Source organism: Nonomuraea sp. NPDC026600 (assembly GCF_040638335.1).
In the GTDB taxonomy this organism is placed as follows: Bacteria; Actinomycetota; Actinomycetes; order Streptosporangiales; family Streptosporangiaceae; genus Nonomuraea.
In genome coordinates this window covers 23,898-36,792 of record NZ_JBEZYD010000069.1, presented here as the reverse complement: position 1 = coordinate 36,792, position 12,895 = coordinate 23,898, and the positions used below count along the sequence as shown (strand labels likewise).

The window sequence follows — 12,895 nt, the reverse complement described above, 5'->3', positions numbered from 1 at the left end:
GGTCAAACGTCCCGCTGACGTCAGCATCACCCACGCCAGCCCGCCAACGATCAAACTCGAAGAACTCCCATCAGCGGCTTAACTTAACGGCATTGTGTCTAGATCCGCTGGAGGCGCCCACGACCTCACATGCCAGTCCATGCGGGCGACATATCTGCGTGGGGCGACGCTGGTCGCGACCGGCCGAAGAGCCGCAGCGCGGCCAGCGACCGCCCGACGCGCGGCAGGCCGCGGAGGCGGGCTGCCCTTGATGACGTGTAGATAAGTTGCTTTCTGCGCTGTCCACAGGTGTGTCCTGTCTCGCTTGATGGTTGACACTCTGGCCTCGCTTGATGCTTGACACCTTGATCGTCTTCTGTGCCTGCTCGTGGCGTTATCGGCGCTTCGGGGGAGGCTCAGGTGGCATTGGTGGAGTTGAGCGTCGTGGAACAGCGCTATCACGCGGTGATCGAGGTGTTGTCGGGAGCGAAGGTCACCGACGTGGCCGACCGGTATGGGATCTCGCGGCAGTCGGTGCATACCTGGGTTCGCCGGTATCAGGACGGCGGCCTGGCCGCGCTGGCCGATCGGTCGCATCGACCGAAGGCGCATCCGATGCAGACCCCGGCCGCGATCGAGGCGTTGATCTGTGAGCTGCGGCGCGCTCATCCGCGGTGGGGACCACGAACCCTGTTGTGGGAACTCGGACGACGCAAGGTGGAACCGCTGCCGTCGCGGGCGAGCATCTACCGGGTGCTGGTGCGCAACAACCTGATCAACCCGGTGACGCGGCGGCGTAAGCGCGAAGATTACCGCCGCTGGGAACGGCCCGAGCCGATGCAGCTGTGGCAGATGGACATCATGGGCGGGCTGCTGCTGGCCGACGGCAGCGAAGCCAAGCTGATCACCGGGGTGGACGATCATTCCCGGTTCTGCGTGATCGCCTCGGTGGTGGCCCGCTCGACCGGGCGGATGGTGTGCGCCGCGTTCGCCGCAGCGATGCGCGCCTACGGGGTGCCGCTGGAGATACTGACCGACAACGGCAAACAGTTCACCGGCCGCTTCGGCGGACCGAAGGCAGGCGAGGTGCTGTTCGAGCGCATCTGCCGACAGAACGGCATCACACTGCGTCACACCCCGCCGCGCACCCCGACCACCACCGGGAAGATCGAACGCTTCCATCAAAGCGTGCGCCGCGAACTGCTGACCGAGGCGCTGCCCTTCGCCTCGCTCGAGGCCGCCCAGGCCGAGATCGACGCGTTCGCCGAGCACTACAACACCGCCCGCCCGCATCAGGCGCTGGACATGGCCTTCCCCGCCGACCGGTTCTTCGCCGAGCGCAGCCCCGGCCAGCACCGGGCCGAGCAGGAACTACCGCTGCACCTGCCCGCCGGCCTGACCACGGTGCCCGCTCCCGCTGCCGACGTTGCTCCTGGCGTTGCTCCTGAGGCCCCTCCCGCCGCCGCACTGCCAGATCTCCCGGTCCCGTCCACCGCCCAACCTGACCAGCCTCCACGGCCCCAGCCCGTCCTGACGGCACCGGTCGATCCCCTGACGCGCCAGGCGATCGAGGTCGATCGGATCGTCCCGGAGTCGGGGAACCTGTCGATCGGTGGCCAGCAGGTCTGGCTCGGCCCCGACCGGGCGGGCATGCCGATCACCTTGTGGATCAGCACCCGGCGGCTGCACGTGTTCACCACCGGCGGTGGCCGGCTCAAGAGCGTGGCCTCCCGGCTGACCGTCAAGGACCTGGCCGCACTCCTCGCCTCGGGACAGGCCCGCCCGGCACCGGCCGATCCCGTCCCCGAGCCCGCGATCGAGGCGAGCGCCGTCGAGGTGGATCGGCAGGTCAGCTCGATCGGCACCATCAGCCTGGCCGGCCGGGCCCTGTGCATCGGCGCCCACCTGGCCGGCCGCCGCGTCATCGTGCGCCTGGACGGCATCACCGCCCGCGTCATGGACGAGCAACGCCTGCTGCTGCGCGCCGTGCCCTGCCCGCTCCCGCTCGCCGAATGCGTCACCCTGCGCAACGCCCGCCCCGCCGGACCACCGCCCGGCGCTTCGACCGAGCCCGTCACCGTCCAGCGGGTGGTCTGCAGCCGCGGACACTTCCAGATCGTCGGCCAGAAGATCCAGGTCGGCCGGATCCACGCCCGCAAGATCCTGGACGTGACCGTGGACGACACCCACATCACCGTGCACGACAACGGCGAACCCATCCGCGTCGTGCCCCGAACCACCACCCAGGAGATCACCCGAATCAAGTCCCAGGCGCATACTAAGAAGAGAAAGATCGGCTAGGAGTGTCAAGCATCATCCGATGCCAAAGCGTCAAGCATCAAGTGAGACCAGACACGCTGTCCACAGGTGGCTTAGGGCAAATGGCGGTAGGACACGGCGGTGGTCCAGATGTGTTCGAAGCTGGTGAGGTAGGTGGCTGCAGGTCCTCGGTCATCGGTGTGGCGTAGGTGAATTACGGGTGCGTTGGCTGCTGTTGTGCCGTAGGCGTGGGCATTGACGAGAAGCTGATCGTCCGCACGGTAGATGGAGTTGTAGAGCACTGTGCGGTGAATTCGGATCTTGACACCTTGAACGCCATGCAGCGTTCGGTACAGGGTGAGCGCGTTCTTGACCCTTGCTGCCATCACCGTGGCCCCGATCCCTTCGTCGGCTCCGCGTGTGGCCACTTCCGGTCCTTCGGGGTCGCCAAGGAGGATGCGGACCTCGACGCCGACCTGGGCGCGGGTGGTGATGATGTCGAGGAGTCCGCGGTCTTCGGCGAGGAAGAGTGCGCTGTAGGCGAGGATGCCGATCTCCTCGTTGGCTCCGTTGAAGAGGTTGCGCCAGACAGGCTGAGGTATGGCCCAGCGGTGTGGGTAGATCGCTTGTACGCCGTCGGCGAGTGCTTGGTGACGTGGCGCGATCTCGGGCCAGAGGTCCGCTTCGTCGACGTGGAGGAGGTCGGCGACGGCCCAGCGGTGGCGTGGGTAGGGGATGCGGCCTTGGAGCCATCGGCTAACGGTCTTGGGGTCGACGGCCAGGGCGGCGGCGACGTCGGTGGCGTTCAGTCGGGCGGTGGCCAGTGCGTAGCAGAGGTTGTCGTTCATGGGACCGGCCTGCTCCTCTCGCAAGATGACCCTGCCCTGCGACGTTAACATCAGACGTCCCTAGACGTCCCCGAGTTGCGGTGTTCTCGCCCCCGACTGCGGGGCGAATCTCGACGCACACGACGAACTCCGTACGGACGTCAGGGAGGACGAAGGTGCAGACGAGCAAGACCATCAAGGAGCAGCAGCGGGCCTACGCGGAGCGGCTGCTGACCGCGCTCGGCGAGCAGCTCACCGGCCGGGGTGTCACGACCGTGCTCATCGTCGCGCCAGACGGGCGCCCAGCCCAGGATGTGACCGACAGCCGGTGCCGGATGCGGCGGGTGTTTGTGCACCTGCCGTTCTGCTGGTTCTACTGGGGCGACCAGGACGACGAGCGGGTGTCGTTCCTCCAGATGGCCGGCGCCGTGGACCGGATCGAGCGGGCCGTTCGGGAGGGGTGGCGTGAGGGCGAGCAGGGTGACCTTAGCGTCGATCTGAACAAGATCCTCGATGCCTACCGCGGCTGACCCGGTGGTCACGGGCCGATGGGTGACCGGTGGTCGGGTCTACCCGCAGATCGCCGACCGGCTGCGCGAGCGGATCCGGTCGGGCGAGTTCGGGCCGGGCAGTGTGCTGCCGTCTGAGGCGGAGCTGTGCCGGACCTTTGGGGTCGCGCGCAACACGGCCCGGCGTGCCTTGGCGATCCTGGAGGACGAAGGGCTCCTGGTCACCGTCCCGTCCAAGGGCCGCGTGGTGCCCGGGGAGAGTACGGCGGTCCCGTACCGCTATCAGGTGATCGCCGGAGAGTTGCGCGAGCAGATCGAACGCGGTGACCTCGCCCCCGGTGCCGCGCTGCCCAGCGAGGCCGAGCTACGGCGACGCTTCGCGGCCTCGCGCAACACGGTGCGGCAGGCGCTGTCCGTCCTGGAACGCGAAGGGATGGTTGTGGCCGAGCACGGGCGTGGGCGCTTCGTCCGGCTCTGATTCGTCCGGCGCTGAAACGCGAGGATGGGAAGACGTCCAGGGACGTCTAGGCTCGCCCTCTGGATTCCCGCATGTGCTTGATGCCTATCGTGAACGACGTGGGACATATCGAGTGGGCGTACGGCCTGGCCAAAGACCTGCTGCAGACGGCGTTGCCCCGGCGCTGGGCGCATACCCAGGCAGTCGCCGAGCGGGCCGAGACCCTGACCTCGATTCTCGGCGCGGACACCAACACCCTGATCGCCGCCTGTCTGCTGCATGACATCGGTTACGCCCCGGACTTGGTCGACACCGGCATGCACCAGCTCGATGGCGCCCGCTACCTGCGCGACACGGCCGAGGCCGACGACCGGCTGTGCCGCCTGGTGGCCTACCACTCGTGCGCGGACAACGAAGCCCGGCAACGTGACCTGTTCGACGTCCTGGCCAAGGAGTTCGACCAGGAACGGCCCGATCTGACCAAGGCGCTGACCTACTGCGACATGACCACCGACCCGGACGGCCGGCACCTGGACGTGCGCGACCGGCTGGCGGAGATCCACTCCCGCTACGGGGCCGACCATGTCGTCAGCCGGTCGATCGCCGCCGCCACGCCCTGCATCGTGTCATCGGTCCGCGCAGTGGAGGCCGCGCTATCCGATGTAGGGCAGATCGGCATCGGATAGGTAGTGCTCGATCCGCATCCGCATCGAGGCTGCCATCGGCAACGATGCGACCTCATCGCGGGGCACCCACCGCACCTCACGAGATTCCGTGCTCGGGGCCGGGAAACCGGAGATCACGCGGCCGGTCAAGACGATGGAGAACTCCTGACGGGCCTCGCCGTTGGAGGTGTAGAGGATCACGTGTCCGGGATCGGTGTAGGTGCCGACCAGGCCGGTGATCTCACACCGGATGCCGGTCTCCTCCAGCGTCTCCCGTACTGCGGCCTGAGGCAGCGACTCGCCCAGGTCGATGGCCCCACCGGGCACAGCCCAGTTGTCGTTGTCGGAGCGCTGGATCATCAGCACTTCGCCGCGCTCGTTGGTGACGATGACGTTCACCGACGGGACCAGGCTGTTGGCCGCGGGCGCGTCGGGGTCGTGATGGAAGTCGATCCGCCGGGCCATGCTTCAGGACTCTACCGGCCTAGCCTGCGCCCATACCTTTTCGTAGCTCTCGGCGTAGGTCGCCACCATGTCCCCTCCGGCCACCCGGCGCAGATGCAGGACCGGCGCGTTGCCGGCGCGGGTGCCGTACACGTGCGTGTTGATCAGGTACTCGTCGTCGGCGCGGTAGATCGAGTTGTACAGCACCGTGTGGTGCAACCTGATCTCGACGTTGTCCAGGCCGGTGATCGGCCGGTAGAAGACCAGAGCGCTGCGGATCTGCGCGGCCATGCTCTCCCCCACGCCTTCGTCGCTCCCCCGCTGGGCGACCTCGGCGGAGTCGGGATCGCCGAGCAGGACGCGCACCTTCACCCCGGCGCGAGCCTTGTCGGCGAACAGACGCACCATGCCCCCGTCATCGGCGAGGAACAAGCCGCTGTAGACCAGCACGCCGATCTCCTGGGACGCCGACGAGAACAGCCGTCCCCAGATGTCCCGGGGTACGGCCCAGCGGTGCGGATAGATCGCGATGACCTCGCTCCCCGACGCTGCGGCGACCTGCTCACGCGTGAGCGCGTCCGGCCACAGGTACGCCTCGTCCACACCCAGGTAAGAAGCCGCAGCAAACCGGTGCTTTCGGTACGGCTCACGCCCCTTGGTGACCCACCGCTCAACGGTCTTGGGGTCGACCTCGATCGCCTCGGCCAGATCGGCGATGTTCACGCCTTTCTGCAGAAGGGCCGCACGTAGCCGTTCGTTCGCCATCTCACCCGCTCCGTGGGACGTCCGGGGACCTGGCCATCGTAGGCCGGACGTCTTGAACATGTCCGGTCGTGTAGTGATCTCGTCCTGACTCTCCGTCGCATTCTCGGTTCGCAAGCAAGAACAGCGACCGGAAGGAGAGGTGATCACATGACCGACGAGATCTACCCCGACCCCACCTGCGAGTGCGGCGCATGCCCGGAGGAAGGCCAGACCCGGTGCCGCAAGTGCCTGGCTCGTGAGCGCTGGGTCAAGAGGCGGACGGGCAAGCGGAAGAACGGCCGGCAGCGCGGCGAGACCCGCCGTCCCCCGCGCGCCCCTCGCGGCCTCGTCGCGGCGGGGGTGACCTGGACGTGATTGCGCTGATCATCGCCGGTCTACTCGGCGTCACGCTGCTGGTGGGCTACATCACGGTCCTGATCGGCATCCGCCGCGAGGACAAGGCGCTGAGCCTGCGGCAGCGCCCTGACGGGGTGTCGGCGTCGCTGGCCCGGAAGGTTACCGGCTGCTACGTCCGGAACGGCGTGTCGTGGACGTAGCCAACTGCTCCTCGACCCGCGCGAGCCGTACCGACAGATCTTGCACGGCGGAGCGCAGCTCGGCCACCTCACCCGCCACGTCCCCCTCGGCGGCGGGCGCCTCGTCGGGGTCGCTGACGAAGACGCCCTTGCCCTGCTGCCCGATCACCAGGCCCTCGTTACGCAGGATGCCGACGGCCATCTTCACCACCGACAGCGACGCGTCGTACTGCTCGGCGAGCTGGGCCGTGGACGGCAGCGGAGTTCCGGGCGCGAGGGAGCCGCCGCGGATCTGCGCGCGCAGATCGTCGGCGATCTGGAGATAGCCGGCCCGCCCGGTGTGCTTGACCATCACCGTCCATCTCATCACACCAAGTCGGCCACGCCAACATTGACAACCGAGCCAACTAGGTTAACTATGTTGGCTAAGACGAATAAGGAGGTCACCGCTCATGCGTTCCGTCCCGATCCCCGTGGATGTCAGCAAGCTCGCCATCACCTGCGTCAAGGCCCCGCGCCCGCGCGTCCTCAACCGCGACACCGGCGAGATCAAGACCGACAAGAACGGCAACACCGTCTATGAGGTCACCGTGTCGGTCGAAGACGAGTTCGGCCGGATCGAACTCGTCAAGATCGGCACCACCGGAGAGCCGCCCATCACCACCGGCGACCAGGTCACCGCAGTTGGCCTGCTCGGCTACGTGTGGGAGATCGCCGGCCGGTGGGGCATCGCCTACCGCGCCTCGGCCCTGCTGCCCGTGCGGGAGGCAGCCGATGTCTGACGCGCACGTCCTGCTCGCAGTCCTGGCCGCCACGGCGGCCGGGCTGTGGGCCTGGCGCCGCCTGCACTACCCGTCCTTCTGGCTCGCGCTCGGCTTCCCGCTCACCGCCGCCTCGGTCCGCGCGTCCTGGCGGCGGGTCGCGCTCGGCTGCGGCCTGACCAAGAAGCGGCAGCGTTGGTGGTTCACCACCGTGCCCGGCGCGATCGCCTCCACCGGCCTGGTCAAGGTCCGCCGTCGCTTCCAGCGGGTCGCTGTCGACACCAAACCCTTCATGTGGCTACCGCTGCCGACCCGGTACGGCTGGCGCGTCACCCTGCACACCCTGGAAGGCCAGACACCCGGCGACTACGCCGACGCCGCCGAACGCCTCGCCCACTCCTGGGGCGTGCACGCCGTCCGGGTCTCCTCGCCTCGGCCCGGCCGGGTCGTGCTGATGGCGACCATGCGTGACCCGCTGGTCAAGGTCGACGAGCTGCCGCCGTCGCCGGACCTGCTCAAGGTGACCGTGGGGCGTCTGGAGACCGGCCGACCCTGGGTAATCGACTTCCGGACAGTGCCGCACTGGCTGAACGCGGGCGCCACCCAGTCCGGCAAGTCCAACCTCGCCAACGCACTCATCGTCGGCCTGGCCCCACAGCCCGTGGCGCTGGTCGGCTTCGACCTCAAGGGCGGCGTCGAGTTCACCCCCTACGCGCCGCGCCTGTCGGCGCTGGCCACCAACCGCGCCGAGTCGGTCACGCTGCTGTGCGACCTCGTCGGCCTGATGATCGACCGGATGGGCCTGTGCCGTCAGGCTGCTGCCCGCAACATCTGGCAACTCCCGCCCGCCCTGCGCCCAGTGCCGGTCGTGGTCCTGGTCGACGAGCTGGCCGAGCTCTACCTGATGGCCGACAAGTCCGAGAAAGACGAGATCGCCAAGACCTCGACCGCGCTGCTGCGGGTCGCCCAGCTCGGCCGGGCGTTCGGCATCTACCTGTTCTGCTGCGGCCAACGCATCGGCTCCGACCTCGGACCCGGCGTCACCGCCCTACGCGCCCAGTGCTCCGGACGGATCTGCCACCGGGTCAACGATCCCGAGACCGCGACCATGACCCTCGGCGACCTCGACCCGGCCGCCCTCGCATCGGCCCGCGCTATCGCCGCCGAAACACCCGGCGTCGCCATCGTCGCCGGCCAAGACGGCCAGTGGTACCGCGCCCGCTCCTTCTACGTCACCGAGGCCACCGCCGAACACGCCGCCCGCACCCACGCCCCCCTCGCCCCGTCCTGGGACGACATCACCGCCCACCTACCCGAACCCGCCAACGCCTGACCACAGCAAAGGAGGGTGCGACGATGCGACGCTTGGCCTGCTGGCTGCTCGACACCGGCCCGGTCCTCGTCCTGGCCGCCATCGCGGGTGCCGGATCGTTCACCCACATCCGCGAAACCGCCACCGAGCACGGCCAGACCGGCTGGATGGCCTGGGCCGTAGCCATCTGCGTCGACCTGACCTGCGTCATGGCCGCCCGCGAACGCCAACGCGACAAGAAGACCGGCAAGAACCGGCGCGGCCCCATCTCCTGGCCCGTCCTCGTCCTGACCGGCGGCATCGTCCTGTCCCTGGCCGCCAACCTGCAACAGGCCGCCCCGACCGCTTGGGGCTGGATCACCGCCGCCACCCCCGCCGCAGCGTTCCTCATCGCCATCTCGATGCTTGAACGTCGCGCCGCTCGTCCTCGTCCCGAACCGTCCGCGGCTTCGGCGTCGTCGTCCTCGCCCGTCCTCGCTTCGTATCCGGTCCCCGAACTCGTCCCGCACGACGACTCGGCCGAGGACGACAGACAGGACGACCAGGACGGCGACCTCGCCCCCGCACTCGTCGACTACGCCCGCCGCGTCGCCGACGAACACCACACCAAACACGGCAGGCCGATCACCCGCGACGCCCTGCGCGCCCACCTGGGCGTGTCCAACCAGCTCGCCTCCGATCTGCTCCGCACCCTGCGAACCGCCTGACCAGAAGGGAGACCTCTGCCCATGACCAGCGACCACCACAGGGCCCTCATCAACGGACTACTCGACCTGGCCGCCTTCCTGGAGGACCACCCCGACCTGCCCGTGTCCCCGAGCCTCACCCTGCACCACTTCTCACGCCAGGACAGCGACGCCGACCAGTGCGCCGAGATCGACCAGATCGCCGCCCGCGTCGGCTCCCCCATCGACTACGAAGACTCCCCCTACGGCCACTACGCCACCTCCGTCTTCTTCGGCCCCGTCGAGTACCGAGCCGTGGCCATCTCCGCCGCAGCCCGCGCCCGCCATGTCGCCGAAACCAGTTATCACGGCTGCATTCAGCCCGACCCGGCACCCGCCGCCTGACCAGGGGAGACGATCATGCGCATTCGCCTCGAAGGAACCCGCACCGAAGTCATCGACGCTCTGCTCCACCTGCGCCTGTACTTCACCGTCATCGCCGCTTCACGGCTCTACCCCAACCGCGCCAATCCCTGCTACTGGCGCATCTACCTCACCACCACGCCGCGCGAAAGGGGGTGACCGGCCTTGATCGAAGTGGTCCGTTACCACTGCTGCACCTGCAACGGGAGCGGCCTCGACAACGACCGCGACCGCTGCCGCGACTGCGACGGCACCGGCATCGACAACCACGGCGCCTAGCGCAGCGCCCCCGGCCTGGCCGTACATCCGCCAAGACACACGCCAGGTCGGGGGCCATCCCTCCACCCGAACGAGCGAAAGGAGGTCTCCATCTTGCCCACAACCCACGCCACCGCGCACGCAAAAGCGGGCATGATCGCCCGGCTCAACCACCCCGACTACGACCGCTGGGCCGCTCAAATCCACCGCGCCGGAGGCTGCCGACAGCCCATCCACCTACGCGGCAAGGTCGAACATTGGGACCGCGCCACCGGCGGGCTCCTGCACCGCTACACCACTCGCACCGAGCCCGACGGCGTGCTGCGGGTGCCGTGCAAGACCCGCCGCGCCTCCCGCTGCCCCGCCTGCGCCGAGACCTACCGCTCCGACACCTACCACCTCATCCGCGCCGGCCTCATCGGCGGCAAAGGCGTCCCCGAGACCGTCACCACCCACCCGACGCTCTTCGTCACCCTGACCGCCCCGTCCTTCGGAACCGTCCACGCCCGCAAGGACAAGAACGGCAAGGTCCTGCCCTGCCACGCCCGCCGCAACGCCGAGACCTGCCCACACGGCCGCGTCATGGCCTGCACAGAACGACACCACACAGACGATCCCCGCCTCGGCGAACCGCTCTGCCCCGACTGCTACGACTACACCGGCTCCGTCCTGTTCAACGCCCTGGCCCCACTGCTGTGGAAGCGCTTCGCCGACTCCCTCCGCCGCCACCTCGCCAAACTCGGCGGCCTGGCCCTCAAAGACCTCCGCCACCACCTGACCCTCTCCTTCGCCAAGGTCGCCGAATACCAGCGACGCGGCGTCGTCCACTTCCACGCCGTCATCCGCCTCGACGGCCCCACCGGCCCGGCATTTCTGCCCCCGGCCTGGGCCACCACCGACGCCCTGACCCAAGCCGTTCACCATGCGGCAAGAGCCGTCTCCGCCACCGTCCCAGCCCACGGCGATCAACCCGCACGAGTGCTGCGCTGGGGCAATCAGCTCGACATCCGCCCCATCACCCTCGACGGCGACCTCACCGAACAAGCCGTCGCCGGCTACATCTCCAAGTACGCCACCAAAGCCGCCGAATGCGTCGGCACCCTCGACCGCCGCATCAACCCCCTCGACAACCTGGAGTCCTTCAACCTGCGCGACCACGCCCGCCGCCTCATCACCACCTGCATGCACTTCGGCGCACTCGAAGAACTCGCCGAACTCCGGCTCATGGACTGGGCCCACATGCTCGGCTTCCGCGGCCACTTCTCCACCCGCTCCCGCCGCTACTCCACCACCCTCGGCGAACTCCGAGCAGCCAGAGAGCGCTTCGTTCACACCGAAGAGGTCACCCACGGACGCCTCCCCCTCTTCGACGAGGACACCGTCCTCGTGATCAGCGAATGGGAGTACGCAGGCAAAGGCCACTCCGCCGGAGACCAACTCCTCGCCGCCGCCCTCTCTGGAACGCAGTCAGGCGGCCTACATGACCTGTGAGCTGCTCACCGTCCAGCAGGCCATGGCCGCCCTGAAGGTCAGCCGCTGGACCCTCTACAACCTCATCCGCTCCGGCGAACTCGGCTCCGTCGTCGTCGGCGTCCGCTGCCGCCGCATCCCTGCAACTGCCCTCAACGACTACGTGACCTGGCTCTGCGAGGAGGCCGCCTGATGCCCACCAAGACCGCACTCGCCTCTCCTGAAGAGCCCAAGCGCCCCCGCCAAGGCCGCCGTACCCGCGCCAACAACGAGGGCTCGATCTTCCCCTACAAGAACGGCTGGGCAGGCTACGTCTGGGTCACCACGCCCGAGGGCAAGAAGACCCGCAAGTGGGCGTACGGCAAGACCCGCGAGGAGACCCACGAGAAGTGGCTCCAACTGCACGAGCAGTCCCGTAAGGGGCCAGTGCCGACGAAGAACCCCACCGTGGCGGTCTTCTTGTCCCGCTGGCTGGAAGAAGTGATCAAACCCAACCGGGAACCGACAACCTACGTCGCCTATGAGCCACTCGTCCGGCTCTACATCATCCCCGGCCTGGGCACGAAGCGCCTGGACAAGCTGACCGTCCGCGACGTACAGACCTGGCTGAACACCCTGCCCACCCTCTGCACCTGCTGCGATCAGAAGAAGGACCACAAACGGCCCGAACACAAGCGGCGGTGCTGCTCGCTCGGCAAGTGCTGCAAGGGCTACCCGTCCCGCAGCACCATCGCGGGCATCCGTCGCGTCCTACGCTCCGCCCTCGGCCATGCCCTGCGGGAGGAACTGACCTCGAAGAACGTCGCATCGCTCACCACACTGCCGAGCGCCAGCAAGACCAAGAAGAAGCGCCAGCACGCGGTATGGACGGTCGACGAGGCTCGCAAGTTCCTCGAACACCTACGAGAGGTCGACGACCCGCTCTACGCGGCCTACGTACTCATCCTCGTCCTGGGCTTGCGTCGTGGGGAAGTCCTCGGCCTGGCCTGGGACTGCGTAGACCTTGGCGGCGAACAGCTCTGGATCTCCCGCCAGCTCACCAGAGTCGGCGGCCAGCTTCTCCACCGCGAAACGACCAAGACCGACGACTCGACAGCATCCCTCCCCCTGTTCGGCCTCTGCGTCTCGGCGCTCCGGCACCGTCAGCGCGTCCAGGAAGAGGCATGCAAGGCAGCCGGAGACAGGTGGAACCCCTCAGACCTGACGTTCACCACCCGAACCGGCACACCGATCGAACCGCGGAACTTCAACCGCGCCTTCGAAACCCACTGCCGCAACGCGGGCGTCCCACGCATCCGCGTTCACGACACCCGCCACACCTGCGCCTCACTCCTGGCCGCCCTCGACGTCCACCCACGCGTGGCCATGCGCATCCTGCGTCACTCGCAGATCTCCATGACCATGGACGTCTACACCCAGATCCCGAGCCCCGAGACCCGTAAGGCGCTTGACCGGCTGGACCAAAGTCTCGACCGCTCAAACGGAGCGTAACTAATCTTGCGTCACCATAAAGACCCTTTGGGCTAACCCAAAGGGTCTTTATGCGTAAACGATCTCTTCTCGTAACCAAAGAGACATGCCGACCT

General features: G+C 68.0%; 18 protein-coding genes. 14 read left to right on the top strand and 4 right to left on the bottom strand.

Annotated elements, in window-relative coordinates:
* The first annotated feature begins 414 nt into the window (after positions 1 to 414).
* Positions 415 to 2,280: an IS481 family transposase gene (locus AB0F17_RS64295; protein WP_358046824.1), complete on the top strand. Its 1,866-nt coding sequence runs from the start codon at positions 415 to 417 to the stop codon at positions 2,278 to 2,280.
* Between the two features lie 71 nt (positions 2,281 to 2,351).
* On the opposite strand, the gene AB0F17_RS64290 is transcribed toward AB0F17_RS64295, so the two are convergent.
* Positions 2,352 to 3,086 (bottom strand): XRE family transcriptional regulator, encoded by a 735-nt coding sequence (locus AB0F17_RS64290; RefSeq protein WP_358046812.1) that lies wholly within the window; start codon positions 3,084 to 3,086, stop codon positions 2,352 to 2,354.
* A 155-nt stretch (positions 3,087 to 3,241) separates the two neighbouring features.
* Here AB0F17_RS64290 and AB0F17_RS64285 point away from each other — a divergent pair, with 155 nt between their 5' ends.
* The 3 genes from AB0F17_RS64285 to AB0F17_RS64275 all read left to right on the top strand — a co-directional run bounded on the left by AB0F17_RS64285 (position 3,242) and on the right by AB0F17_RS64275 (position 4,717).
* The gene (locus AB0F17_RS64285) at positions 3,242 to 3,595 is read left to right on the top strand and encodes a hypothetical protein (RefSeq protein WP_358046809.1); all 354 of its coding nucleotides are present in this window, start codon (positions 3,242 to 3,244) and stop codon (positions 3,593 to 3,595) included.
* A complete protein-coding gene (locus AB0F17_RS64280) occupies positions 3,579 to 4,052 on the top strand; it encodes a GntR family transcriptional regulator (RefSeq protein WP_358046806.1) in 474 nt (157 codons plus the stop codon). Before AB0F17_RS64285 ends, AB0F17_RS64280 begins: the two co-directional genes overlap by 17 nt.
* A 98-nt stretch (positions 4,053 to 4,150) precedes the next feature.
* A complete protein-coding gene (locus AB0F17_RS64275; protein WP_358046803.1) occupies positions 4,151 to 4,717 on the top strand; it encodes an HD domain-containing protein in 567 nt (188 codons plus the stop codon).
* Here the strand turns inward: AB0F17_RS64275 and AB0F17_RS64270 are convergent.
* Both AB0F17_RS64270 and AB0F17_RS64265 read right to left on the bottom strand, forming a co-directional pair.
* The gene (locus tag AB0F17_RS64270; protein ID WP_358046800.1) at positions 4,685 to 5,161 is read right to left on the bottom strand and encodes an NUDIX domain-containing protein; all 477 of its coding nucleotides are present in this window, start codon (positions 5,159 to 5,161) and stop codon (positions 4,685 to 4,687) included. The genes AB0F17_RS64275 and AB0F17_RS64270 overlap by 33 nt on opposite strands.
* Before the next feature lie 3 nt (positions 5,162 to 5,164).
* Entirely contained in the window at positions 5,165 to 5,905 is a 741-nt protein-coding gene (locus AB0F17_RS64265) for an XRE family transcriptional regulator (RefSeq protein WP_358046797.1), read from the bottom strand.
* A 147-nt stretch (positions 5,906 to 6,052) separates the two neighbouring features.
* Here AB0F17_RS64265 and AB0F17_RS64260 point away from each other — a divergent pair, with 147 nt between their 5' ends.
* Entirely contained in the window at positions 6,053 to 6,259 is a 207-nt protein-coding gene (locus AB0F17_RS64260; protein WP_358046795.1) for a hypothetical protein, read from the top strand.
* On the top strand, positions 6,256 to 6,441 hold the full coding sequence (locus AB0F17_RS64255; protein WP_358046793.1) for a hypothetical protein: 186 nt from the start codon (positions 6,256 to 6,258) through the stop codon (positions 6,439 to 6,441). Before AB0F17_RS64260 ends, AB0F17_RS64255 begins: the two co-directional genes overlap by 4 nt.
* Here the strand turns inward: AB0F17_RS64255 and AB0F17_RS64250 are convergent.
* On the bottom strand, positions 6,401 to 6,787 hold the full coding sequence (locus AB0F17_RS64250) for a winged helix-turn-helix domain-containing protein (protein ID WP_358046790.1): 387 nt from the start codon (positions 6,785 to 6,787) through the stop codon (positions 6,401 to 6,403). The genes AB0F17_RS64255 and AB0F17_RS64250 overlap by 41 nt on opposite strands.
* A gap of 85 nt (positions 6,788 to 6,872) precedes the next feature.
* On the opposite strand from AB0F17_RS64250, the gene AB0F17_RS64245 reads away from it, so the two are divergent.
* From AB0F17_RS64245 to AB0F17_RS64210, 8 genes are all read left to right on the top strand, one after another.
* Positions 6,873 to 7,202 (top strand): hypothetical protein, encoded by a 330-nt coding sequence (locus AB0F17_RS64245; RefSeq protein WP_358046787.1) that lies wholly within the window; start codon positions 6,873 to 6,875, stop codon positions 7,200 to 7,202.
* Positions 7,195 to 8,514, top strand: coding sequence for an FtsK/SpoIIIE domain-containing protein (locus AB0F17_RS64240; RefSeq protein WP_358046784.1), 1,320 nt, complete (start codon positions 7,195 to 7,197; stop codon positions 8,512 to 8,514). Before AB0F17_RS64245 ends, AB0F17_RS64240 begins: the two co-directional genes overlap by 8 nt.
* A gap of 23 nt (positions 8,515 to 8,537) precedes the next feature.
* A complete protein-coding gene (locus tag AB0F17_RS64235) occupies positions 8,538 to 9,200 on the top strand; it encodes a DUF2637 domain-containing protein (RefSeq protein ID WP_358046781.1) in 663 nt (220 codons plus the stop codon).
* A 21-nt stretch (positions 9,201 to 9,221) separates the two neighbouring features.
* A complete protein-coding gene (locus AB0F17_RS64230; RefSeq protein ID WP_358046778.1) occupies positions 9,222 to 9,563 on the top strand; it encodes a hypothetical protein in 342 nt (113 codons plus the stop codon).
* Positions 9,564 to 9,578: 15 nt separating this feature from the next.
* On the top strand, positions 9,579 to 9,740 hold the full coding sequence (locus AB0F17_RS64225) for a hypothetical protein (protein WP_358046775.1): 162 nt from the start codon (positions 9,579 to 9,581) through the stop codon (positions 9,738 to 9,740).
* 213 nt (positions 9,741 to 9,953) lie between these two features.
* On the top strand, positions 9,954 to 11,330 hold the full coding sequence (locus tag AB0F17_RS64220) for a replication initiator (RefSeq protein WP_358046773.1): 1,377 nt from the start codon (positions 9,954 to 9,956) through the stop codon (positions 11,328 to 11,330).
* Complete coding sequence (locus AB0F17_RS64215) at positions 11,320 to 11,502, top strand: helix-turn-helix domain-containing protein (protein ID WP_358046770.1); 183 nt, start codon at positions 11,320 to 11,322, stop codon at positions 11,500 to 11,502. Before AB0F17_RS64220 ends, AB0F17_RS64215 begins: the two co-directional genes overlap by 11 nt.
* Positions 11,502 to 12,800, top strand: a complete 1,299-nt coding sequence (locus tag AB0F17_RS64210; RefSeq protein WP_358046767.1) for a site-specific integrase — start codon at positions 11,502 to 11,504, stop codon at positions 12,798 to 12,800. Before AB0F17_RS64215 ends, AB0F17_RS64210 begins: the two co-directional genes overlap by 1 nt.
* The last annotated feature ends 95 nt before the right edge of the window (positions 12,801 to 12,895 follow it).

Coding starts and splice junctions, on each gene's coding strand:
- AB0F17_RS64210 (WP_358046767.1), top strand. CDS start 11,502: ATGCCCACCAAGACCGCACTCGCCTCTCCTGAAGAGCCCAAGCGCCCC.
- AB0F17_RS64280 (WP_358046806.1), top strand. CDS start 3,579: ATGCCTACCGCGGCTGACCCGGTGGTCACGGGCCGATGGGTGACCGGT.
- AB0F17_RS64230 (WP_358046778.1), top strand. CDS start 9,222: ATGACCAGCGACCACCACAGGGCCCTCATCAACGGACTACTCGACCTG.
- AB0F17_RS64225 (WP_358046775.1), top strand. CDS start 9,579: ATGCGCATTCGCCTCGAAGGAACCCGCACCGAAGTCATCGACGCTCTG.
- AB0F17_RS64235 (WP_358046781.1), top strand. CDS start 8,538: ATGCGACGCTTGGCCTGCTGGCTGCTCGACACCGGCCCGGTCCTCGTC.
- AB0F17_RS64270 (WP_358046800.1), bottom strand. CDS start 5,161: ATGGCCCGGCGGATCGACTTCCATCACGACCCCGACGCGCCCGCGGCC.
- AB0F17_RS64260 (WP_358046795.1), top strand. CDS start 6,053: ATGACCGACGAGATCTACCCCGACCCCACCTGCGAGTGCGGCGCATGC.
- AB0F17_RS64240 (WP_358046784.1), top strand. CDS start 7,195: ATGTCTGACGCGCACGTCCTGCTCGCAGTCCTGGCCGCCACGGCGGCC.
- AB0F17_RS64245 (WP_358046787.1), top strand. CDS start 6,873: ATGCGTTCCGTCCCGATCCCCGTGGATGTCAGCAAGCTCGCCATCACC.
- AB0F17_RS64265 (WP_358046797.1), bottom strand. CDS start 5,905: ATGGCGAACGAACGGCTACGTGCGGCCCTTCTGCAGAAAGGCGTGAAC.
- AB0F17_RS64290 (WP_358046812.1), bottom strand. CDS start 3,086: ATGAACGACAACCTCTGCTACGCACTGGCCACCGCCCGACTGAACGCC.
- AB0F17_RS64250 (WP_358046790.1), bottom strand. CDS start 6,787: ATGAGATGGACGGTGATGGTCAAGCACACCGGGCGGGCCGGCTATCTC.
- AB0F17_RS64215 (WP_358046770.1), top strand. CDS start 11,320: ATGACCTGTGAGCTGCTCACCGTCCAGCAGGCCATGGCCGCCCTGAAG.